At 70.1% G+C, this 22,901-nt stretch carries 21 protein-coding genes; 8 read left to right on the forward strand and 13 right to left on the reverse strand.

Annotated elements, in window-relative coordinates:
* Nucleotides 1-5: 5 nt before the first annotated feature.
* Entirely contained in the window at nt 6-605 is a 600-nt protein-coding gene (locus DEI95_RS11635) for a biotin transporter BioY (RefSeq protein WP_111060310.1), read from the forward strand.
* Between the two features lie 76 nt (nt 606-681).
* Here DEI95_RS11635 and DEI95_RS11640 read toward each other — a convergent pair whose 3' ends face one another.
* From DEI95_RS11640 to sufB, 5 genes are read right to left on the reverse strand one after another with little or no spacing between them, the layout of a single operon-like run.
* Complete coding sequence (locus DEI95_RS11640) at nt 682-1,011, reverse strand: metal-sulfur cluster assembly factor (protein WP_110825214.1); 330 nt, start codon at nt 1,009-1,011, stop codon at nt 682-684.
* Between the two features lie 2 nt (nt 1,012-1,013).
* Nucleotides 1,014-1,784 (reverse strand): Fe-S cluster assembly ATPase SufC, encoded by a 771-nt coding sequence (sufC, locus tag DEI95_RS11645; protein WP_110825010.1) that lies wholly within the window; start codon nt 1,782-1,784, stop codon nt 1,014-1,016.
* Between the two features lie 56 nt (nt 1,785-1,840).
* Nucleotides 1,841-2,167: a non-heme iron oxygenase ferredoxin subunit gene (locus DEI95_RS11650; RefSeq protein ID WP_110825011.1), complete on the reverse strand. Its 327-nt coding sequence runs from the start codon at nt 2,165-2,167 to the stop codon at nt 1,841-1,843.
* Nucleotides 2,167-3,474 (reverse strand): Fe-S cluster assembly protein SufD, encoded by a 1,308-nt coding sequence (gene sufD / locus DEI95_RS11655; RefSeq protein WP_110825012.1) that lies wholly within the window; start codon nt 3,472-3,474, stop codon nt 2,167-2,169. The genes DEI95_RS11650 and sufD overlap by 1 nt, the downstream gene beginning before the upstream one ends.
* Nucleotides 3,475-4,893: a Fe-S cluster assembly protein SufB gene (gene sufB / locus DEI95_RS11660; RefSeq protein ID WP_110825013.1), complete on the reverse strand. Its 1,419-nt coding sequence runs from the start codon at nt 4,891-4,893 to the stop codon at nt 3,475-3,477.
* Between the two features lie 249 nt (nt 4,894-5,142).
* Here sufB and DEI95_RS11665 point away from each other — a divergent pair, with 249 nt between their 5' ends.
* The gene (locus DEI95_RS11665; RefSeq protein ID WP_111060311.1) at nt 5,143-6,108 is read left to right on the forward strand and encodes a heme A synthase; all 966 of its coding nucleotides are present in this window, start codon (nt 5,143-5,145) and stop codon (nt 6,106-6,108) included.
* Nucleotides 6,109-6,696: 588 nt separating this feature from the next.
* On the opposite strand, the gene DEI95_RS11670 is transcribed toward DEI95_RS11665, so the two are convergent.
* Nucleotides 6,697-7,626, reverse strand: a complete 930-nt coding sequence (locus DEI95_RS11670) for a heme o synthase (protein WP_181436308.1) — start codon at nt 7,624-7,626, stop codon at nt 6,697-6,699.
* Between the two features lie 456 nt (nt 7,627-8,082).
* On the opposite strand from DEI95_RS11670, the gene tkt reads away from it, so the two are divergent.
* The 6 genes from tkt (at nt 8,083) to pgl (ending at nt 16,432) form a co-directional block, all read left to right on the forward strand.
* A complete protein-coding gene (tkt, locus tag DEI95_RS11675) occupies nt 8,083-10,179 on the forward strand; it encodes a transketolase (RefSeq protein ID WP_110825016.1) in 2,097 nt (698 codons plus the stop codon).
* A 151-nt stretch (nt 10,180-10,330) separates the two neighbouring features.
* Nucleotides 10,331-11,443, forward strand: coding sequence for a transaldolase (tal, locus tag DEI95_RS11680; RefSeq protein ID WP_110825017.1), 1,113 nt, complete (start codon nt 10,331-10,333; stop codon nt 11,441-11,443).
* A gap of 2 nt (nt 11,444-11,445) precedes the next feature.
* Nucleotides 11,446-13,044, forward strand: a complete 1,599-nt coding sequence (locus DEI95_RS11685) for a glucose-6-phosphate isomerase (RefSeq protein WP_111060313.1) — start codon at nt 11,446-11,448, stop codon at nt 13,042-13,044.
* 18 nt (nt 13,045-13,062) lie between these two features.
* Nucleotides 13,063-14,601, forward strand: coding sequence for a glucose-6-phosphate dehydrogenase (zwf, locus tag DEI95_RS11690; protein WP_110825019.1), 1,539 nt, complete (start codon nt 13,063-13,065; stop codon nt 14,599-14,601).
* Nucleotides 14,598-15,542 carry a glucose-6-phosphate dehydrogenase assembly protein OpcA gene (locus tag DEI95_RS11695; RefSeq protein WP_110900206.1) on the forward strand — a complete coding sequence of 315 codons (945 nt, stop codon included), beginning with the start codon at nt 14,598-14,600 and terminating at the stop codon, nt 15,540-15,542. The genes zwf and DEI95_RS11695 overlap by 4 nt, the downstream gene beginning before the upstream one ends.
* A gap of 119 nt (nt 15,543-15,661) precedes the next feature.
* Nucleotides 15,662-16,432 carry a 6-phosphogluconolactonase gene (gene pgl / locus DEI95_RS11700; protein WP_110825021.1) on the forward strand — a complete coding sequence of 257 codons (771 nt, stop codon included), beginning with the start codon at nt 15,662-15,664 and terminating at the stop codon, nt 16,430-16,432.
* A gap of 282 nt (nt 16,433-16,714) precedes the next feature.
* Here pgl and DEI95_RS11705 read toward each other — a convergent pair whose 3' ends face one another.
* From DEI95_RS11705 to rapZ, 7 genes are all read right to left on the reverse strand, one after another.
* On the reverse strand, nt 16,715-17,077 hold the full coding sequence (locus tag DEI95_RS11705; protein ID WP_110825022.1) for an RNA polymerase-binding protein RbpA: 363 nt from the start codon (nt 17,075-17,077) through the stop codon (nt 16,715-16,717).
* Between the two features lies 1 nt (nt 17,078).
* Nucleotides 17,079-17,330: a preprotein translocase subunit SecG gene (gene secG / locus DEI95_RS11710; RefSeq protein WP_110825023.1), complete on the reverse strand. Its 252-nt coding sequence runs from the start codon at nt 17,328-17,330 to the stop codon at nt 17,079-17,081.
* A 127-nt stretch (nt 17,331-17,457) separates the two neighbouring features.
* A complete protein-coding gene (gene tpiA, locus DEI95_RS11715) occupies nt 17,458-18,237 on the reverse strand; it encodes a triose-phosphate isomerase (protein WP_110825215.1) in 780 nt (259 codons plus the stop codon).
* Nucleotides 18,234-19,451: a phosphoglycerate kinase gene (locus tag DEI95_RS11720; RefSeq protein WP_111060314.1), complete on the reverse strand. Its 1,218-nt coding sequence runs from the start codon at nt 19,449-19,451 to the stop codon at nt 18,234-18,236. The genes tpiA and DEI95_RS11720 overlap by 4 nt, the downstream gene beginning before the upstream one ends.
* Nucleotides 19,452-19,455: 4 nt before the next feature.
* On the reverse strand, nt 19,456-20,460 hold the full coding sequence (gene gap, locus DEI95_RS11725; protein WP_110825025.1) for a type I glyceraldehyde-3-phosphate dehydrogenase: 1,005 nt from the start codon (nt 20,458-20,460) through the stop codon (nt 19,456-19,458).
* A gap of 217 nt (nt 20,461-20,677) precedes the next feature.
* Nucleotides 20,678-21,658: a DNA-binding protein WhiA gene (gene whiA / locus DEI95_RS11730; RefSeq protein WP_110825026.1), complete on the reverse strand. Its 981-nt coding sequence runs from the start codon at nt 21,656-21,658 to the stop codon at nt 20,678-20,680.
* Nucleotides 21,659-21,736: 78 nt separating this feature from the next.
* Nucleotides 21,737-22,624, reverse strand: coding sequence for an RNase adapter RapZ (gene rapZ, locus DEI95_RS11735; RefSeq protein WP_110825027.1), 888 nt, complete (start codon nt 22,622-22,624; stop codon nt 21,737-21,739).
* Nucleotides 22,625-22,901: the final 277 nt, after the last annotated feature.

The raw sequence follows: 22,901 nt of genomic DNA on the forward strand, positions 1-22,901 counted from the left end.
AATCCATGACGAACGCCACCGGGTTCGCTCCCCGCGCAGTCCTCGCCGACCGTCTGCGCACGCACGGCCTCGCCACCGACGCCGCGCTCGTCGCGGGCGGCGCGCTGTTCACCGCCGCGCTCGCGCAGGTCGAGGTGCCGATGTGGCCGGTCCCCGTCACGGGGCAGACCCTGGCCGTCGTCCTCGTCGGTGCGACCCTCGGAGCCCGCCGCGGTGTACTCTCGATGCTCGTCTACGCGATCGCCGGGCTCGCCGGTGCGCCGTTCTTCGCCGACGCCCAGGGCGGCCTGCAGGCCCTCTCCCTGCCGAGCTTCGGCTACGTCATCGGCTTCATCCCCGCGGCCGGCCTCATCGGGTGGCTCGCGCGCCGCAACTGGGACCGCGGGGTCGGTCGCGCCGCGGCGGCCATGCTGCTCGCGAGTGCGGTCCCCTTCGTCACCGGCCTGCCCTACCTCGCGGTGGCCCTCGGCGCCCTCGGTGCTCCGAACGACCTGCAGTCCGTCCTCGCGGCGGGTCTCTACCCCTTCATCGTCGGCGGCATCGCGAAGGCGCTCATCGCCGCTGGCCTGCTGCCCCTCGCCTGGAAGGCGCTCGGCCGCCGCTGATCGCGCTCCGGACCACGTCCGGACAGGAGGCCCGGTACCAGTCGGTACCGGGCCTCCTGTCGTGCGTGCTGGTCGGCTAGATCGAGAAGCCGAGCGCGCGCATCATCTCGCGACCGTCGTCGGTGATCCGCTCCGGACCCCACGGCGGCATCCAGACCCAGTTGATCCGGAACGCGTCGACGATGCCGTCGAGGGCGTTGGCCGTGTCGTTCTCGATGACGTCGGTCAACGGGCACCCCGCACTCGTCAGCGTCATGCTGATGATGAGGGCGCTCGCTTCGTCGTCCCAGGCGAGGTCGTAGATGAGCCCGAGGTCGACGATGTTCACGCCGAGCTCCGGGTCCTGGACCTCCTTCAGGCCCTCGACGACCTCGTCGAACTTCTCGGGGGCGAGTGTCGTGATCATCGTCACTCCGCCGTGGCCGCAGCGGCCTGCACGTAGCGGTCGTAGCCCTCGTTCTCGAGACGCTCGGCCAGCTCCGGACCGCCCTGCTCCGCGACCTTGCCCGCGACGAACACGTGCACGAAGTCCGGCGTGATGTAGCGGAGGATGCGCGTGTAGTGGGTGATGAGCAGCACGCCGAGCCCGGTCGCGGCCTTGGCGCGGTTGACGCCCTCCGACACGATCTTCAGGGCATCGACGTCGAGGCCGGAGTCGGTCTCGTCGAGCACGGCGAACTTCGGCTTGAGGAGTTCGAGCTGCATGATCTCGTGACGCTTCTTCTCACCACCGGAGAAGCCCTCGTTGACGTTGCGCTCCGCGAAGGACGGGTCCATCTTGAGGTCGGCCATCGACGAGCGGAGGTCCTTGACCCATCCGCGGAGCGCGGGCGCCTCGCCGTCGATCGCGGTCTTCGCCGTGCGGAGGAAGTTCGACACCGTGACGCCGGGGATCTCCACCGGGTACTGCATGGCGAGGAACATGCCCGCTCGCGCGCGCTCGTCGACGCTCATCGCGAGGACGTCCTGCCCGTCGAGCGTGATCGATCCACCGGTCACGTGGTAGCGCGGGTGCCCGGCGATCGTGTAGGCGAGGGTCGACTTGCCGGAGCCGTTCGGACCCATGATCGCGTGGATCTCGCCCTCGTTGATCGTCAGGTCGACGCCCTTGAGGATCTCCTTGGTGCCCTGGTCGGTGTCGATCGAGACCTGCAGGTCGCGGATTTCGAGAGTGGACATTGCGTTCCTTCGGTCGTGGCTGTGGTGCGGCGTCAGCCGCGGAAGAAGTGGACGGGTCAGTCGACCGGGACCGGGTCGTGGACGTCGACGTAGACGTCGCCGTCCCGGACCTCGACCCGGAAGACCGGGACCGGCTCGTACGCCGGGAAGTTCTTCGGCTTGCCGGTCGTCAGGGAGAACTGCGAGCCGTGCGCCCAGCACTCGAGCGAGTCGTCCTCGACGAAGCCCTCGGACAGCGAGATCTCCCCGTGGGTGCAGGTGTCGCCGATGGCGTGCACGGTCCCAGCGGAGTCCTTGACGATCGCGACCGCCGTGCCGTCGACGACGACCCGCATGGGGCTGTCGACGGCGATGTCGCCCTCGGCGCAGACCTTCTCGGCCATCAGGCGTCGGCCCCGGTCGTCCCGGCACCGGTCGACTCGGCGCCGACCAGGTCCGCGGCAGGCCCGGCGAGGACCGTCCGGCCCTCGGCGAGCTCCTGCTCGACCGCGGCGACCAGACGTTCCTCGAGCGCGGGCGCGCCGATCTTCTGGATGACCTCGACGAGGAAGCCGAGGACGACGAGACGCCGTGCCTCCTCCTCGGGGATGCCGCGGGCCTGCAGGTAGAAGAGCTGCTCGTCGTCGAAGCGGCCGGTGGCGCTGGCGTGCCCGGCACCCTCGATGTCCCCGGTCTCGATCTCGAGGTTCGGGATGCTGTCCGCGCGCGTGCCGTCGGTGAGCACGAGGTTCCGGTTCTGCTCGTACGAGTCGGTGCCCGGAGCGGTCCGCCCGATCAAGACGTCCCCGATCCACACCGTGTGCGCGCCGGCGCCCTGCAACGCACCCTTGTAGTTGACGCGGCTGCGGGTGTTCGGTGCGTCGTGGTCGACGTACACCTGCTGCTCGATGTACTGCCCGGCGTCCGCGAAGTACACCCCGTACATCTCCGCGTCGGCGCCCTGCGCGCCGAGGTGCGTCGACGGGTTGACGCGGACGACGTCGCCGCCGAGCGAGACCACCACGTGCTTGAGGAACGCATCGCGGCCGACCTCGGCGAAGTGGGTCGACACGTGCACGGCGTCGTCGTCCCAGTCCTGCACGGTGACGACGGTCAGTCGTGCGCCGTCCCGGACCACGATCTCGAGGTTCTCGCTGAGGAGCGCGGACCCACGGTTGTCGATCACGACGATGCCCTCGGCGTGCTGCTCGGCCGTGATCACGGTGTGCGCGGCACGCGCGTGCGTCCCGAAGTCCGACCGCGTCACGGTCATGGACTCGTGTTCGCCGGTCGCCTTCACGGTGATCGCGAGGACGGCGTCACGGGCGCTCCAGGCAGCGGCGGCCGCCCGGTCCTCCGGCAGTCCGGCACCACCGACGCGCGGGTCGTCGCTGCGACCCCATTCGACGTCGGCGCCGGCGGACTGGGTCGCGAGGAAGGGGTACGCCGAGCCGTCCAGCGTGCCCTCGAGGAGCGGCCGGATCTTGTCGAGCGGCGCGAACTTCCAGTTGACCTCTCGGCCGGTCACGGCGGGGAAGGCACCGACGTCGCCCGAGCGGAACCGCTCGGAACGCGTCTGCACCGGGACCTTGGTGTCCCAGCCGCCGTCGGAGTGCGCCCGGGCGCCGTGCTGGTCCGTACCGCCCGACGTGAGCGTGCTCGCGGGCTCCGTCGGCTGGTCGATGTGGGGAGGAGGGGTGGAGCTGGACATCTAGCCGACGGATCCTTCCATGCTCATCTCGATGAGCTTGTTGAGTTCGAGTGCGTACTCCATCGGGAGCTCGCGAGCGATCGGCTCGATGAACCCGCGCACGATCATCGCCATGGCCTCGTCCTCGGGCATGCCACGCGACATGAGGTAGAACAGCTGCTCCTCGCTGACGCGGGAGACCGTGGCCTCGTGTCCGAGCTGCACGTCGTCCACGCGGATGTCGATCGCCGGGTACGTGTCGCTGCGCGAGACCGTGTCCACGAGCAGCGCGTCACAGCGGACGGTGTTCGCCGAGTGGTGCGCCGCAGGGTCCACGCGGACCTCGCCGCGGTACCCGGCACGACCGCCACCACGGGCGATCGACTTCGAGACGATCGACGACGTCGTGTACGGCGCCATGTGGATCATCTTCGCGCCGGCGTCCTGGTGCTGACCCGGGCCCGCGAAGGCGACCGAGAGGGTCTCGCCCTTGGCGTGCTCGCCGGCCAGGTAGATCGACGGGTACTTCATCGTCACCTTCGAGCCGATGTTGCCGTCGATCCACTCCATCGTGGCGCCCTCGTGCGCGATCGCACGCTTCGTGACGAGGTTGTAGACGTTGTTCGACCAGTTCTGGATCGTCGTGTAACGCACGCGTGCGTTCTTCTTCACGATGATCTCGACGACGGCCGAGTGCAGGGAGTCCGACTTGTAGATCGGGGCGGTGCAGCCCTCGATGTAGTGGATGTAGGAGTCCTCGTCCGCGATGATCAGCGTCCGCTCGAACTGGCCCATGTTCTCCGTGTTGATGCGGAAGTAGGCCTGCAGCGGGATCTCGACGTGGACGCCCTTCGGGACGTAGACGAACGAGCCACCCGACCAGACGGCCGTGTTCAGCGCGGCGAACTTGTTGTCGCCGGACGGGATCACGGTGCCGAAGTACTCCTGGAACAGCTCCGGGTGCTCGCGCAGCGCCGTGTCGGTGTCCATGAAGATGACACCCTGCTGCTCCAGGTCCTCGCGGATCTGGTGGTAGACGACCTCGGACTCGTACTGCGCGGCGACGCCGGCGACGAGACGCTGACGCTCGGCCTCCGGGATGCCCAGACGCTCGTAGGTCGTCCGGATGTCCTCGGGGAGGTCCTCCCACGACTCGGCCTGGTTCTCCGTCGACTTCACGAAGTACTTGATGTTGTCGAAGTCGATGTCGGACAGGTCCGCACCCCAGGAGGGCATCGGCTTGCGGTCGAAGATCTTCAGCGCCTTGAGGCGGTTCGCCCGCATCCACTCCGGTTCGCCCTTGCGCTCGGAGATGTCGGTGACGACCTCGTCCGAGAGCCCGCGGCGGGCGGAGGCGCCGGCCGCGTCGGAGTCGGCCCAGCCGAATTCGTACTGGCCGAGCCCTTCGAGTTCTGGACGGTCGATGAGCACGTCGGACATGGTCTCCTCGTTTCCTTCTCGCAACAGCGTCTCCGGTACAACCCGGTGGTGTCGGACACCATTCCACCGCGGACCGCCGACACGACGGACCGAGTGTTGCTGCCTCGCAACGTCGATGCTTCCACGCAGTCCTGGCATCGAGCGGCGATCTCGGCCCTTTCGGAGCCGGCGCCTGCCTAGACTTGACTGCTGCTGAACCCTCGAATCCTACAGGTCCAGGGCCCGGAACAACAGGAAGGCACCACCCTCGTGACTCGCGTCGCACCGTCCGTCGAGCAGGACACCCCGACCTCGACCCGCTGGTGGTCGCTCCCCCGGGCCGTGGACCGCCGCGTCGTCGTCCTCGCCTGGGCCTCGTTCGTCGTCGAGGTCGTCCTCATCGGCACGGGCGGACTCGTCCGGCTGACGGCGTCCGGTCTCGGGTGCCCCACCTGGCCGAAGTGCACGACGGACTCCCTCGTCTCGACGCCGGAGATGGGCATCCACGGGGTCATCGAGTTCGGCAACCGTCTGCTGACCTTCGTGCTCGTCATCGTCGCGATCGCGATGTTCCTGGCCGTCGTCCGCATGCGCAAGACCCGGCCGGAACTGTTCTGGCTGGCGTTCGCCCAGGGCGCAGCGATCCCGGTCCAGGCCGTGATCGGCGGCGTGTCGGTCATCACGAACCTCAACCCGTACGTGGTCGGGCTGCACTTCGTCGTCTCCGCGGTGCTCACGAGCGTCACCGCCGCACTGGTCTACCGATCGGTCAACGGCCCGCGGGTGCGCGACCGGATCGTCCCCTCGTGGTACTCCGGCGTCGTCCGAGGTGCGGTGCTCGCCGTCGCCGTGACGGTCCTCGTCGGGATCCTCACGACCGGCAGCGGACCGCACGCCGGGGCGAGCGAGCGCGTCGACGGCGGCGCCCTGCACCGGACCGGCTTCGACACCGAGCTCCTGCAGCACCTCCACGCGATCCCCGCCTACGTCACGTTCGCGCTCACCCTCGTCCTGGTCATCGGTGCGGTGCGGCTGCGGATGTCGAGCCGAGCTCCGCTCCTGCTCCTCGTCGTCGAGTTCGTCCAGATCGCCGTCGGGCTCACCCAGGCGAAGACCGGGCTCCCGGTCGGGTTGGTCGGCGCCCACATGGTGCTCGCCGGGCTGCTCGTGGCGGCGATGACCGCCGTGGTGCTCTCGACGCGGTCGAGTGCCGGACGGCAGGCCGTCCGCGCCTGACGGTCGGCGCTTGAAGGTCGGCGCCGGGCAGGACGTCCTCCGCGGGACGATCCCAGCGCCCCGAGCCGGACGGGAGGCCCGTACCGGTGTCAGCGACCGCTCCCGTCCCGAGTCGGGTGGCGGCGTCGGCGCGCAGCGCCCGTCCCGAGCCGGACCGACGGCACCCTCGAACCCACCCGCGCCTGCCGTCCTGAGCCGGACCGCTGACACGCTCCGGACCGACCCGTGTGTCCCGGCCCGAGCCGGACGGGTGGCGTGCTCCTGCCTGGCCCGTGCCTCCCGTCCTGAGCGGGACGGTCGTGATCCCGGCCGTCGCGTGCCTCCTGTCCGCACCCTGACGGAAGCCGGACGCGGGCCGACCCGCGGGTCCGGACCGAGCCTGGCCGGGCCGGACCGAGCCGGGATGGACGGACCGCGTGCGAACCGGCCGCACCCCCTGGCCCCGCAGACCCGGACCGCGCCACCGTCTCCCTCGTGGAGAGCAGCACGGACCTGCGTGCAGCTCGCGGGTCCTTCCCCCGCCCCGCCGGCGCCGGTCCACGACGACGGCCCCGGTCTCCGAGGAGACCGGGGCCGTCGTGACGCGCCTCAGATCGTGAAGGTGAAGACCTGCGGCAGCAGCGGGTCGATGCCCACGGCGATGAAGAGCAAGGTCAGGTAGGTGATCGAGCTGCGGAACACGCGCATCGGCTGCACCTGCTCCATGTGCTGGATCGCCCGGTTGTACAGCAGGTGCGACTCGACGACGAACCAGATGCCGGCCGCGAGGGCGACCACGGTGTACAGCGGGCCCATGGCCGCCACGGGGACGAGCAGCAGCGAGCAGACCAGCGTCGCCCACGCGTACAGCACGACCTGGAGCCCGACGACCGTGCGGCCGCGGACGACGGCGAGCATCGGGACGTCGGCGGCGTCGTAGTCGTCGCGGTACTTCATCGAGAGCGGCCAGTAGTGCGGCGGCGTCCAGAGGAAGATGACCATGAACAGGATGACCGGTGCCCACGTCAGCGACCCGGTGACGGCGGCCCAGCCGATGAGCACGGGCATGCACCCGGCGGAACCGCCCCAGACGATGTTCTGCGGGGTGCGGCGCTTGAGCCAGAGCGTGTAGACGAAGACGTAGATGAGGATCGCGGCGATGCTGAGGGCGGCGGCGAGCCAGTTCACGAAGACGACGAGGACCACCGTCGAGGCGATGCCGAGTGCCCACGAGAAGACCAGTGCCTCGCGGTCGGAGAGCTCGCCGGTCACCAGCGGGCGGGTGCTCGTCCGCTTCATCAGCCGGTCGATGTCGCGGTCGATGTAGCAGTTGAAGGCCGAGGCCGAGCCCGCCGACATCGCGCCGCCGAGCATCGTCCAGAAGACGAGCCACAGGTCGGGCACACCCCGTTCCGCGAGGAACATCGTGGGCGCGGTCGTGACGAGCAGCAACTCCATGACGCGCGGCTTGGTGAGCGAGACGTACGCCCGGACCTTGCGGTACAGCATCGACCGACGAACGGTGTCTGGCCTGGTCACGGTGGCAGTCGGCAAGGGAACCTCAGTCTGTTTCGCTGCAGTCCGCACGCTCGGGTGGACGGCACCGTCGGCGTCCGGGCATGCGTGTCCGCGGAATGGTCGCGGGTCACCGACAGTTTACGCGATGGACGGCGCCACGACGATGTCCCGCCGCCGCCGCCCGTCCCGATCCCGCCGTCCCGCCATCCCGCCATCCCGCACGTCGACGGCCGGACACGCCCGGTCGTCGGTCCGCCGCCCGATGACCATCCAGCCTCGCCGGTCACCTGGACACCTTCTGAGTGCCGGTTCACTATGCTGGAGAGGCCCTCCCGCAGCGTGCCCCGATGACGTCGGCCGCGTTCGAGCCGGTCGGCTGCCGGCAACGGCACCGCGACGGAGCCCCGGGTCGGCAACATGTCCGTGCGATGGCACGAGCCCTCGCACATGTCGCATCAATGAAGGGTCAACATCCAAGTGGCTGAATTCACCTGGGACGCCATCGACCGGAAGGCCGTCGACACGGCCCGCGTCCTCGCCGCCGACTCTGTCGAGGCGGCCGGCAACGGTCACCCCGGCACCGCGATGAGCCTCGCGCCGCTGGCTCACCTCCTGTTCCAGAAGGTGATGCGCCGCGACCCGAGCGACTCCACGTGGATCGGCCGCGACCGCTTCATCCTCTCGGCAGGCCACGCCTCGATCCTCCAGTACGTGCAGTTCTACCTGCACGGCTACGGCCTCGAGCTCGACGACCTGCAGCACCTGCGCAAGTGGGGCTCGAAGACCCCGGGCCACCCGGAGTACGGCCACACCGACGGCGTCGAGATCACGACCGGCCCGCTCGGCCAGGGCCTCGCCTCCTCCGTGGGCTTCGCCTACGCGCAGCGCTTCGAGCGCGGCCTGTTCGACCCGGAGACCCCGGCCGGCCAGTCGCCGTTCGACCACTACACCTACGTGATCGCCGGAGACGGTGACATGCAGGAGGGCGTCACGAACGAGGCCGCCAGCCTCGCGGGCCGCCAGCAGCTCGGCAACCTCATCGCCTTCTACGACTCGAACCAGATCTCGATCGAGGACGACACCGACATCGCGTTCTCCGAGGACGTCCACGCCCGCTACGAGGCGCTCGGCTGGCACGTCCAGGTCGTCGACTGGAAGAAGACCGGCGAGTACAGCGAGGACGCCGAAGCGCTCCACGCCGCCGTCGAGGCCGCGAAGCAGGTCCACGACAAGCCGTCACTCATCGTCCTCAAGACGATCATCGGTTGGCCGTCGCCGACCAAGCAGAACTCCGGCAAGATCCACGGCTCCGCACTCGGCGCCGACGAGCTCAAGGGCCTCAAGGAGGTCCTGGGCTTCGACCCCGAGAAGACCTTCGACGTCGACCCCGAGGTCCTCGACTACACCCGTGGTGCGATCGCCAAGGGCCAGGCCGAGCACGCCGAGTGGCAGAAGTCCTTCGACGCGTGGGCCGCGGCCAACGCCGACAAGAAGGCGCTCTTCGACCGCGTCCAGGCGAAGGAGCTCCCGGAGGGCCTCGAGGCCGCACTGCCGGTCTTCAGCTCCGAGAAGGCCGTCTCGACCCGTGCCGCCTCGGGCAAGGTCATCAACGCCATCGCGCCGCTCATGCCCGAGTTCTGGGGCGGTTCGGCCGACCTGGCCGAGTCGAACCTGACCACGATCGAGGACGGCAAGTCCTTCGGTCCGGCCGAGGCCACGACGAAGACCTGGACCACCGACCCGTTCGGCCGCGTCCTGCACTTCGGCATCCGCGAGCACGCCATGGGCTCGATCCTCAACGGCATCGTCCTGCACGGGAACACCCGTCCCTTCGGCGGCACGTTCCTCATCTTCAGCGACTACATGCGTCCGGCGGTCCGTCTCGCCGCGCTCATGAAGGCGCCGGCGATCTACGTCTGGACGCACGACTCCATCGCCCTCGGCGAGGACGGCCCGACGCACCAGCCGATCGAGCAGATCAGCGCCCTCCGTGCGATCCCGGGTCTCGACGTCGTCCGCCCCGCTGACGCCAACGAGGTCGCGTACGCCTGGCTCGAGATGCTCAAGCACCAGGACCGCCCGGCCGGCATCGCGCTGAGCCGTCAGAACCTCCCGGTCTTCGAGCGTGGTGAGGGCGACGCCTCCGGCGAGACGCTCGCCTCCGCGAAGAACGTCGCCAAGGGCGCCTACGTCCTGGCCGAGGCCCCGAACGGCACGCCGGACGTCATCCTCATCGGCACCGGTTCCGAGGTGCAGATCGCGCTCGACGCGCGTGAGCAGCTCAAGGGCGAGGGCATCAACGCCCGCGTCGTCTCGGCTCCGTCGCTCGAGTGGTTCCACGAGCAGGACGAGGCGTACCGCGAGTCGGTCCTGCCGAAGGCCGTCAAGGCCCGCGTTTCGGTCGAGGCCGGGATCGCGATGAGCTGGCGCGACATCGTCGGTGACGCCGGTCGCAGCGTGTCGATCGAGCACTTCGGTGCCTCGGCCGACTACCAGAAGCTGTTCGAGGAGTTCGGCTTCACCACCGAGCACGTCGTCTCGGCGGCCAAGGAATCGATCGCAGCAGCCTCCTGACCCCCTGGGCCGGGCCCGGACTCCGGGCCCGGCCCTTCCGTACGGGAGGCCCGCGGCGACTCCGCCACGGACCTCCCGTCCCGGGGGCACGTCCCCCGCACAGACCCCGGCTCGAGCAGCCGACGAACGAAACGAAGAAGAGAAGAAGCGAATGACTGACACCACTCCCACCGAAGCCCTCTCCGCCGTCGGCGTGAGCATCTGGCTCGACGACCTGTCCCGCGAGCTCCTCGAGACCGGCCGTCTCGAGAACCTCATCGCGGACCGCAACGTCGTCGGCGTCACCACCAACCCGACGATCTTCGCCTCGGCCCTCGCCAAGGGCGAGCGCTACGACGCGCAGGTCAAGGAGCTGGCCGCGGCCGGTACCGACGTGACCAACGCGATCTTCGAGATCACGACGCGTGACGTCGCCGACGCGTCGGACATCTTCGCCCCGATCTACGCCTCCTCGAACGGCTTCGACGGCCGCGTCTCGATCGAGGTCGAGCCGGGTCTCGCGCACGACACGGCGAAGACCATCGAGCAGGCGAAGTTCCTGTTCGACAAGGTCGGCAAGGAGAACGTCCTCATCAAGATCCCGGCGACGGTCGACGGCCTCGAGGCCATCACCGAGGTCATCGGTGCGGGCATCTCGGTCAACGTCACCCTGATCTTCTCGCTCGAGCGCTACCGCGCCGTCATCGACGCCTACCTCGGCGGGCTCGAGAAGGCCAAGGCCGCCGGCCACGACCTGTCGAAGATCCACTCGGTCGCGTCGTTCTTCGTGTCGCGCGTCGACTCCGAGATCGACAAGCGTCTCGACGCCATCGGCTCCGACGAGGCCACCGCGCTCAAGTCCAAGGCGGGCATCGCCAACGCCCAGCTCGCCTACCAGGTCTGGACCCAGGCCTTCGCGACCGAGCGTGCCCTCGGCCTGCTCGAGTCCGGCGCGAACACGCAGCGCCCGCTGTGGGCCTCGACCGGCGTCAAGGACCCGTCGCTGCCCGACACGCTCTACGTGACCGAGCTCGCCGCCCCGAACACCGTCAACACGATGCCGGGCAAGACCCTCGAGGCGACGTTCGACCACGGCGAGGTCCACGGCGACGCGATCGCCGGCACCTTCGACGACGCGAACCAGGTCATGGACCAGCTCGCTGCCGTCGGTGTCGACTACGACGACGTCGTCGCGCTGCTCGAGAAGGAAGCCGTCGAGAAGTTCAACGTCTCGTGGGGCGAGCTCGTCGACACGGTCCAGACCGCGCTCGAGAACGCCAAGTAGGAGTGACCGTCTCCATCGCCGCCAGCGGTGACGCGGCGCGGGCCATCGACACGGTGGTCCCGCGCCTCGTCACCGACCTGGTGGCGTCCGGGATCACGGCGCAGGACGCCGCCCTGTGGGGCCCCGCCGCGGAAGCCGAGGCGTCGAAGCGCCTCGGCTGGGTGGAGGCGGTCTCCGTCTCCCGTCCGCTCGTCGCCGAGGTCGCCGCGCTGCGCGAGCAGTTGCTCGCCCAGGGCGTGGACCGGGTGGTGCTCGCCGGCATGGGCGGCTCGTCGCTCGCGCCAGAGGTCATCACCCGCACGGCCGGGGTCCCGCTCGTCGTCCTCGACTCCACCGATCCCGCGCAGGTCCGCGCCGCGCTGACCGACCTCGAGCGCACGGTGCTCGTCGTGTCGTCGAAGTCCGGTTCGACGGTGGAGACGGACTCGCAGCGCCGGGTGTTCGAGCAGGCGTTCCAGGACGCCGGGATCAACCCCGCCGGACGGATCGTCGTCGTCACCGACCCGGGCTCCGCGCTCGAGGCGACGGCACTCGAGGCCGGTCACCGGGTCTTCACCGCCGACCCCACGGTCGGCGGTCGGTACTCCGCGCTCACCGCGTTCGGGCTCGTCCCCGCCGGTCTGGCCGGAGCCGACATCGCCGAACTACTCGACGAGGCCGACGCCATCTCGGTGCTCCTCGCGGTCGACACCGACGAGAACCCCGGGCTCGTGCTCGGAGCAGTCCTCGGCGGGACGGCTCCCCTCCGGGACAAGATCGGGATCGTCGCGGACGGGACGCACATCCTCGGCTTCGGCGACTGGGTCGAACAGCTCATCGCCGAGTCGACCGGCAAGGACGGCCGCGGGCTGCTGCCGGTCGTCCTCGACGTCGACTCCCCCGAGGTGACCGCGGGTCTGCCCGACCTGCAGGTCGTCCGGCTGGTGGGCTCCCGGGAGGACGAACGACACGTCGCCGCCGGCGAGGTCGAGATCACGGGCACGCTCGGCGGGCAGTTCCTCGTCTGGGAGTACGCGGTCGCGGTCGCCGGGCGCCTGCTCGGGATCAACCCGTTCGACCAGCCCGACGTCGAGGCCGCCAAGGTCGCGGCCCGGGCGCTGCTCGACGCGCCCGCCGCCGAGACGACGGCCCCCTCGTTCGAGGACGACGGCGTCGCGGTCTCCGCGACCGGCGGACTCGAGACCGGCGCGACGCTCACCCAGGCCGTGTCGAGCCTCCTGGCTGCTGTCAGCGAGGACGGCTACCTGGCGGTGCAGGCGTACGTCGACCGTTCGGCCGGCCACGGCCTGGAGGCCCTCCGCGACCTCCTCGCCGAGCGCACGGGCCGGCCCGTCACCTTCGGGTACGGGCCCCGGTTCCTGCACTCCACCGGCCAGTACCACAAGGGCGGTCCCGCGAACGGCGTCTTCCTGCAGATCGTCTCCGACGAGCAGGACGACCTGGCCGTCCCCGGCCGCCCCTTCACCTTCGGTCGGCTCATCCGAGCCCAGGCCGCCGGCGACGCGAGTGTCCTCGCCGAACACGGCCGCCCGGTGCTGACCCTGTCGACGCGGGACCTCTCCGCAGCGACGGCGGTCATCACGGCTGCAGTCACCACCTGATCAAAGGAGTTCACCGACATGTCACCGGTGGCGATCACCCCGGAGCACAACCCGCTCCGGCTGCCCACGGACCGTCGACTGAACCGGATCGCGGGTCCCAGCACCCTCATCATCTTCGGAGTCACGGGAGACCTCTCCCGCAAGAAGCTGATGCCCGCGGTCTACGACCTCGCCAACCGGGGGCTCCTGCCGCCCGGCTTCGCGCTGGTCGGGTTCGCTCGGCGTGACTGGGAGGACCAGGACTTCTCCCAGCTCGTCCACGACGCCGTCAAGGAGCACTCGCGGACCCCGTTCGACGAGGACGTCTGGCGTCAGCTCGAACAGGGCATCCGCTTCGTCCAGGGGTCCTTCGACGACCCCGAGGCGTTCACGCTCCTCAAGGAGACGGTCGACACCCTGGACGCCGAACGCGGGACCCTCGGGAACCACGCGTTCTACCTGTCCATCCCGCCGAAGATGTTCCCGGTCGTCACCGAGCAGCTCAAGCTGTCCGGGCTGACCGAGAAGCGCGACGGGTCGTGGAGCCGGGTCGTGGTCGAGAAGCCCTTCGGTTCGGACCTCCGCACGGCCCGCGAACTGAACGCGATCGTCGAGAGCGTCTTCGCGCCCGACGACGTGTTCCGCATCGACCACTACCTCGGCAAGGAGACCGTCCAGAACCTCCTGACGCTCCGGTTCGCGAACCAGATGTACGAACCCATCTGGAACTCGAACTACGTCGACCACGTGCAGATCACGATGGCCGAGGACATCGGCGTGGCCGGACGTGCCGCCTACTACGACGGCATCGGTGCGGCGCGGGACGTCATCCAGAACCACCTGCTGCAGCTCCTCGCCCTCACGGCGATGGAGGAGCCCGTCTCGTTCAAGGCCGGACACCTCCGTGCCGAGAAGGAGAAGGTGCTCTCGGCGGTCCGCCTGCCCGAGGACCTGTCCACGGCGACCAGCCGCGGGCAGTACGCCGGCGGGTGGCAGGGCGGCGAGAAGGTGCTCGGGTTCCTCGAGGAAGCGGGCATGAACCCTGAGTCCACGACCGAGACCTTCGCGGCCATCCGTCTCGACATCGCGACCCGCCGCTGGCAGGGGGTCCCGTTCTACCTGCGTGCCGGCAAGCGACTCGGCCGCCGCGTCACCGAGATCGCGATCGTGTTCAAGCGCGTGCCGGAGGACGTGTTCGGCATCGAGCAGTCGCCCCTCGGCCAGAACGCGCTCGTCATCCGCGTGCAGCCGGACGAGGGCGTCACGCTCCGCTTCGGCTCGAAGGTCCCCGGCGTCGGGACGCAGGTCCGCGACGTCACGATGGACTTCGGCTACGGCCACGCGTTCACCGAGGCCTCCCCCGAGGCCTACGAACGGCTCATCCTCGACGTGCTCCTCGGTGACCCGCCGCTGTTCCCGCGGCACCAGGAGGTCGAGCTGTCCTGGAAGATCCTCGACCCGATCGAGGAGTTCTGGCGGACACAGGGCCAGCCCGAACAGTACCGTCCCGGCACGTGGGGCCCGGCTTCGGCCGACGAGCTCCTCGCACGCGACGGTCGGACCTGGAGGCGTCCATGAAGATCGACCTGCCGAACACCACGGTCTCGAAGATCCAGAAGACCCTGGTGCACATCCGCGAGGAGGGCGGCGCCGTCGCACTCGGTCGCGTGCTCACCCTCGTCGTCTCGACCGCTCTCGGCCGCGAGGAAGAGGCGATCGAGGCCGCGAACCAGGCGTCCCGCGAGCACCCGATGCGCGTCGTCATCGTGTCGAAGAACGAGGGTGACATCGCGTCCCCCGGCCGTCTCGACGCGCAGATCCGCGTCGGCAGTGACGCGGGTGCCAGCGAGGTCATCGTCCTCCGCGCCTACGGCGAGACCGCTGCGGACGAGGAGAGCCTGGTCACCGGGCTCCTCCTGCCCGACGCGCCCGTCGTGGCCTGGTGGCCGGAAGCCGCGCCGGAGAAGCCGTCGGTCTCGCCGCTCGGCCGGATCGCCCAGCGCCGGATCACCGACGCCGCGGCGCAGAAGGACCCGAACGGCGCGATCATGGCGCTCGCGGACTCCTACGCGCCCGGCGACACGGACTTCGCCTGGACCCGCCTCACGCTGTGGCGGAACCAGCTGGCCGCAGCACTCGATCAGCCGCCGTTCGAGCCGATCACCGCGGTGGAGGTCTCCGGCGCGTTCGACAGCCCGTCGACGGTGCTCCTCGCCGCCTGGCTCGGGCTGCAGCTCAAGGTGCCGGTCGACGTCACGACCTCGCCCCGTGCCACGGGTTCGAGCGGCATCCACGGCGTGAAGCTCGTGCGCGACTCCGGCACCATCGAGCTCGAGCGCTCGCTGGTCGACGTGGCGACGCTCTCGATGCCCGGCCAGCCGACGCACGACCTGTCCCTGCCGCGCCGCAACCTGCGCGACTGCCTGGCCGAGGAACTCCGTAGACTCGACCCGGACGTCCTCTTCGGAGACGTCGTCAAGCACGGGGTGGCCAAGCTCCGCGAACGCATCGCGGGCTGACCACCGCCACGGTCCGACCGTCCGTCCTCCCCCGCCCTGCCCGTCAGGTCGGCAGGTCGGACGGCCGGCCGGACCGACCGCGGTCACACCGGTGACCGCACCACGAACACGGGAGTCACGTGACCAACGAACGGCGGGTGCTGGTGCACCCCGACAAGCAGGCCCTCGGCGCCTCCGTCGCCGCACGCTTCATCACGAAGCTCATCGACGTGCTCGACGAGCAGGGACGGGCCGACATCGCGATCAGCGGTGGTTCGGTCTCCACGCTCGTCCTCGCGGCGATCGGGCAGTCGCAGGCGCAGGAGAGCGTCGACTGGTCGAAGGTCCACGTCTGGTGGGTCGACGAGCGCTGGGTACCCGCGGGCGACGCGGACCGGAACGACGCCGGCACGCAGACGGACTTCCTCGACCACGTGAGCATCCCGGCCGAGAACATCCACCCGATGGCGTCGTCGGACGCCGGCCTCACCATCGACGAGGCCGCGACGCAGTACGAGCGCGAGCTGCACGACGCCGCTCCCGACTCCGCCGACGCACCCCGCTTCGACATCACCCTGCTCGGGGTCGGTCCGGACGGGCACACCGCGTCGCTGTTCCCGGAGTTCCCGCAGCTCCGCGTGACCGACCGCATGGTCGTGCCCGTCGACGACTCGCCCAAGCCCCCGGCACAGCGCCTGACGCTCACCTACCCGGTGATCAACGCGTCGCAGCGCGTCTGGGTGATCCTGTCCGGCGCCGAGAAGGCATCCGTGCTCGGCCTCGCCCTCGCTGGTGCCGCCGTGGACGAGGTCCCGGTCGGCGGCGTGCAGGGCCGCAAGCGCACCGTCTTCTTCGTCGACCAGGACGCCGCACGCGACGTCCCGGAGAACCTCATCGCGTCGACCTACTGACGCACCGCACGACGGACGGGAGGCCCGGTACCAGCTGGTACCGGGCCTCCCGTCCGTCGCGGGGTCGCCGCCGGTGGGTCGGGCTGGTGGCCCGCTCGTCGAGGTCGCACGAACTGCCGCGTCATGCGCCCGCAGGCGGCACGCTGTGCGACCTCGGCGGACGGCGCGCGGCATGTCATGCGACCTCGACGCGGCCCGAACCGACGAGGACGACCGCGGCGACCTCCCCTGACGACGAAGGCCCCCGCTCCTGACGGAGTGGGGGCCTTCGGACGTCTGCTGTTACTTGGCGGCGGTGCCGCGGCGCTGACGGAGCTGCTGCAGCGCGTCCTCGAGGAGCTGCGCTGCCTCTTCCTCGGTGCGACGCTCCTTCACGTACGCGAGGTGCGTCTTGTACGGCTCGGTCTTCGCGACCTGCGGCGGGTTCTCCTTGTCGCGACCGGCCGGGAGACCGGTGGACGGCGAGTCGACCGTCTCCGGGATCTCCTCGTCGGGGAGGTTCGCGGCGAAGTACCGCACGACCTCGTTGCCCATCGCGTCCCAGTACGAGATCGCGACGCGCTCGGCCTGGACGCCACGGTCCTGCTCGCCCATCGGGCCGGCGCCGACGCGCGACCCACGGATGGCGCTTCCTCCGGATGCCATGTCAGCTCCCTGCCGTGAACTTGTTGATGAGACCGAGCACGATGATGCTCGAGATCCAGAGGAGCCCGAGGATCACGGTGATGCGGTTCAGGTTGCGCTCGGCGACGCCGGATGCCCCGAGGTTGCTCGTCACACCACCGCCGAACATGTCGGAGAGGCCGCCACCGCGACCCTTGTGCAGGAGGATGAGGAGCGTGAGCAGGAGGCTCGTGATCGCGAGCAGGACCTGCAGCACGACGGAGAGTATCGCCACGACGTACCTTTCGTGTCAGTCAGCCATCCGAGTATACCGGTCACGCGGGCTGCGCTCCGGACCCGGACGGGGTGTGTGCACAGCACGAGGCGCGACGGGCGGACCCGTCGCGCCTCGTGCGGTCGTTCTAGAGACCCACGTGCTGCTGGAAGCGCGCGATCGCCGCGAACTCCTGCACGTCGAGCGATGCGCCACCGACGAGTGCGCCGTCGATGTCGGGCTCACGGAGGAAGCCGGCGATGTTGCCCGACTTCACCGAGCCGCCGTAGAGGACGCGGGTGTCGGCTGCGGCCTGGTCGCCCCACGCCGCCGCGATCCCACGGCGCAGTGCGGCGCACTCGTCCTGGGCCTGCTCGGCTGTGGCCGCCTGGCCGGAGCCGATCGCCCAGACCGGTTCGTACGCCACGACGATCTCGGCGGGCTGCACCGCACCGAGGACGACCCCGAGCTGCTCGACCGGCACGACACCGGCGCCGCGCTGTTCGCGCTGCTCACCGGTCTCGCCGACGCACACCACCGGGACGAGGCCGTGCTTGACCGCCGCCGCCGTCTTCGCCGCGACGACCTCGTCCGTCTCACCGTGCATGGTGCGACGTTCGGAGTGCCCGACGATGACGTACTGCGCATCGAGCGCGGCGAGGAACGCGCCGGACACGTCGCCGGTGTACGCGCCGGAGTCGTACTGTGACAGGTCCTGCGCGCCGAAGGCGATCGGCAGCTTGTCGGCCGAGATGAGCGTCTGCACGCTCCGCAGGTCCGTGAACGGCGGGAAGACCGCCACCTCGACGTCGGCGTGGTCGTGCCGAGCGTCCTTCAGCGTCCACGCGAGCTTCTGCACCGTGGCGATGGCCTGGAGGTGGTCCAGGTTCATCTTCCAGTTGCCGGCGATGAACGGCGTGCGGGTCATGCCGTCCACCCCAGCGCTTCGAGGCCGGGGAGCGACTTGCCCTCGAGGAACTCGAGACTCGCTCCGCCGCCGGTGGAGATGTGCCCGAACTGGTCGTCGCGGAACCCGAGCGAGCGGACGGCAGCTGCCGAGTCGCCGCCACCGACGACGCCGAGGCCGTCGACCTCGGTCAGCGCCTGCGCGACGGTCTTCGTACCCGCTGCGAAGGCCGGGAACTCGAACACCCCCATCGGGCCGTTCCAGAACACCGTCTTCGACGAGGAGACCGCTGCGGCGAACCGTTCCGCGGTCTCGAGGCCGATGTCGAGGCCGATGCCGTCGGTACCGAAGGACGAGGACTCGATCGCGTCGGCCGCGACCGTCTCGTGCTCGGCGTCCGCGGCGAACCCGGAGGCCACCACGACGTCCGTCGGCAGGTCGATCGTCACGCCGAGCTCCGTCGCGCGCGAGAGGTACTCGCGCACGGTGTCGAGCTGGTCCTGCTCGAGCAGCGACTTCGCGACCCCGTGGCCCTGCGCCGCGAGGAAGGTGAAGAGCATGCCGCCACCGATGCAGATGGTGTCGACGCGGGGCAGCAGGTGGTCGATGACGCCGAGCTTGTCGCTGACCTTCGACCCGCCGAGCACGACCGTGTACGGGCGCTCCGGGTCCTTCGTCAGACGCTCGAGCACGGTGAGCTCCTGCTCGATGAGCTGTCCCGCCGCGCTCGGGAGCGCAGCGGCCAGCTCGTACACCGAGGCCTGCTTGCGGTGCACGACGCCGAAGCCGTCGGAGACGAACGCATCACCGAGTGCGGCGATGCGGTCGGCGAAGGCGGCGCGTTCGGCGGCGTCCTTCGAGGTCTCCTCCGGGTTGAACCGGAGGTTCTCGAGCAGCAGGACGTCACCGTCCTCGAGGGCCTCGGCGGCCGCGGTCGCCTCGTCGCCGACGGTCTCGCCGACGAAGGCGACCGGCTTCGCCAGCAGTTCGGACAGCCGCTGGGCCACCGGCGCGAGCGAGTACTCGGGCGCCGGAGTGCCGTCGGGTCGGCCGAGGTGCGACACGACGATCACGCGCGCACCGGCGGTGATCAGCGTGTTCAGCGTGGTGAGCGACGCCCGCACGCGGCCGTCGTCCGTGATCGTGCCGTCCTTGAGCGGGACGTTCAGGTCACAGCGGACGACGACACGCTTGCCGGCGAGGTCGCCGAGGTCCTCGAGGGTGCGGAGAGCCATCAGGTCAGAGCTTCTCGCCCACGAACTCGGTCAGGTCGACCAGGCGGTTCGAGTAGCCCCACTCGTTGTCGTACCACGAGGTGATCTTGACCAGGTTGCCCATGACCTTGGTCAGACCCGAGTCGTAGATCGAGGAGTGCGGGTCCGTCGTGATGTCGGTGGACACCAGCGGGTCCTCGCTGTAGAGCAGGATGCCCTTCAGCGGGCCCTCGGCGGCGGCCTTGTAGACGGCGTTGATCTCGTCGACCGTGACGTCCGACTTGGTCTCGAGCGTCAGGTCCGTGATCGAACCGGTCGGCACCGGCACGCGGAGCGCGAAGCCGTCGAGCTTGCCGGCGAGCTCCGGGAGGACCAGGCCGATGGCCTTCGCCGCACCCGTGGAGGTCGGGACGATGTTCAGGGCGGCGGCACGGGCGCGACGCGGGTCCTTGTGCGGTCCGTCCTGCAGGTTCTGGTCGGCGGTGTAGGCGTGGACCGTGGTCATGAGACCACGCTCGATGCCGAACGCGTCGTGGAACACCTTGGCGAGCGGCGCGAGGCTGTTCGTGGTGCACGAGGCGTTGGAGATGATGTGGTGGTTCGCCGCGTCGTAGGTGTCCTCGTTCACGCCGAGGACGATGGTGACGTCGTCACCCGTCGCCGGGGCGGAGATGATGACCTTCTTGGCACCGGCGTCGATGTGCTTCTGCGCGTCGGCGGCCTTGGTGAAGAACCCGGTCGACTCGATGACGATGTCGACACCGAGCTCGCCCCAGGGGAGGTTGGCGGGATCGCGCTCGGCGAGCACCTTGATGGCCTTGCCGTCGACGACGATGTTGTCGCCGTCGAGCTCGACGGAGACGCCGAGCTTGCCGGTGATCGAGTCGTACTTGAGCAGGTTCGCGAGCGCGGCGTTGTCGGTGAGGTCGTTCACCGCCACGATCTCGAGGTCGCTGCCCTTGGCCAGAGCGGCCCGGAAGAAGTTACGGCCGATCCGGCCGAAGCCGTTGATACCGATCTTGACGGTCAATGGAGCTCCTGTTGGGTGTGGAGCGCCTCGGGAGGCGCTGCTTTTCGGAGTGTGGAGGCGTCGTCGGGGACGACGGCCGGCCCACGTGTGGTGGACGATACGCCCCGTAACGTCGCCGGAACGACCCTAGCAGTCGGACCCCCTCGGACCACCTGCATGACGTCGACCCGTGCGGGTCGGCGTCCGGTGGCCGAGGGGGTCCGGAGGACGACCGGGCTCAGGCGCCTTCGAGCTCCTCGGGCACGCTCGCCTCGGTGCCGGGCACGCCGAGGTCGGACGCGCGCTTGTCGGCCATCGCGAGCAGTCGGCGGATCCGGCCGGCGATCGCGTCCTTGGTCATGGGCGGGTCCGCGTGCTGGCCGAGCTCGTCGAGCGAGGCGTCACGGTGCTCGAGCCGGAGGGTCCCGGCGTACTGCAGGTGGTCGGGCACGTCGTCGCCGAGGATCTCGAGAGCACGCTCGACGCGGGCGCAGGCGGCGACGGCGGCCTGTGCCGAGCGGCGGAGGTTCGCGTCGTCGAAGTTTACGAGCCGGTTGGCGGTGGCACGGACCTCGCGGCGCTGGCGCATCTCCTCCCAGTCGGCGGTCGTCCGGGCGGCGCCCATCGCGGTGAGCATCTGGCCGATGGCCTCGCCGTCGCGGATGACGACCCGGTGCACGCCCCGGACCTCCCGGCCCTTCGCGGCGATCCCGAGGCGGGAGGCGGCACCGACGAGCGCCATCGCGGCCTCGTTGCCCGGGCAGGTGACCTCGAGCGCGGCGGCCCGGCCCGGGTCGGTGAGGGTGCCGGAGGCGAGGAAGGCGCCGCGCCAGATGGCGGCGAGGTCCTCGCGGGTGCCGGTGGTCAAGCGGTTCGGCAGGCCGCGGACCGGGCGACGGCGGGCGTCCATGAGTCCGGTCTGGCGGGCGAGCGTCTCGCCGGCCTCGAGGACGCGGACGAGGTAGCGGGTGCCGCGTCGGGACGAGGCGGTCGACCCGACGGAGGCCTCGCTGCGCACGCCGTACAGCTCGGCGAGGTCCTTCCGGACACGGTGCACGATGATCCGGGTGTCGAGTTCGACCTCGACCGCGATCCGGCCGGAGATGACGTGCAGCCCTCCCGCGAACCGGAGGACGGTCGCGAGCTCGGCGGCGCGGACCGTGTTCCGGTTGACGACGACCCTGGCCAGCTCGTCCTTCACCTCGGCAGTCAACGGCACGGCATCATTCCTTACGTTCTTCGGGGTGGGGTTCCGCGGCCCCGGGGCGCACGCGTGTGGAGACAGCCGGTGGGACGGTCACTCCCGGCCGAGATCTCGGTTCTTCACACGCACGGCGACGTTGGGCATCCCGCGGAGGAGGCTCGCCAGCTCGGCGACGATGGCGACCGAACGGTGCTTGCCGCCGGTACAGCCGATGGCGATCGTAGCGTGTCTTTTGTTCTCCCGCTGGTACCCCTCGAACACCGGCTCGAGCACGGAGGCGTAGCGCTCGACGAAGGAGCGGGCTCCCGGCTGCTCGAGGACGTAGTCGGAGACGGGCGCGTCGAGGCCCGTGTGCGGCCGGAGTTCCGGGACCCAGTACGGGTTCGGGATGAAGCGCACGTCGGCCACCATGTCGGCGTCCGCGGGCAGACCGTACTTGAACCCGAAGCTCATCAGGGTGACCTGGACACCGACGAACCGGTCCTCGGCGAACCGCTCCGTGACCGCGTTCGCGAGCTGGTGGATGTTCAGGTCGGAGGTGTCGATGACCATGTCCGACGCTTCCCGCAGCCCGAGCAGCCGCGCCCGTTCCCGGGCGATGCCGTCGAGCAGGGTGTCCTCGCCCTGCAGCGGGTGCGGACGGCGGACCTGCTCGAACCGTCGGACCAGGACCTCGTCGGTGGCCTCGAGGAACAGCACGCGGACCCGCGCACTGGTGCTCTCGCGGACCTGCTGGACGGCGTGCTCCGGTTCGGTGAAGAAGCGGCCGCCCCGCACGTCGACCACGGTCGCGATCTTCGGGATCGACTCCCCCGCGCGGTCGGCGAGGTCCGTGAGCGGTCCGAGCATCTGGGTGGGCAGGTTGTCGACCACGTACCAGCCGAGGTCCTCGAGCGCCTTCCCCACGGTGGACCGGCCGGCACCGGACATGCCGGTGACGATGAGCACGTCGTGCTGCTGCTGGGAGGTGGTGTCGGTCATCTGCGAAGGAGCTCCGTCGTGGTCGGGCCGGGCGGGTCGCCCGGCCGGTGCGAGCGCCGGCCCAGGTCGGAGACCAGGCTACCGTCCGGCCGGGAGGCCCGCGCGGACGTCATGCGGGCCGCTGCGGCCCGTCGGGGCCCGCGTCGGGGACGCGCACCGGGCCTCCCGACCGGGCGCCGACCGGGTCGGCACCTGTGTCCGGTGCGCCGGTCGGGGTGGGAGCACTGGCCGGGGTGGGAGCACTGGTCGGGGTGGGTGCACCGGCCGGGGTGGGAGC

Origin of the sequence: Curtobacterium sp. MCBD17_008 (genome assembly GCF_003234475.1) — a bacterium.
GTDB lineage: Bacteria > Actinomycetota > Actinomycetes > Actinomycetales > Microbacteriaceae > Curtobacterium.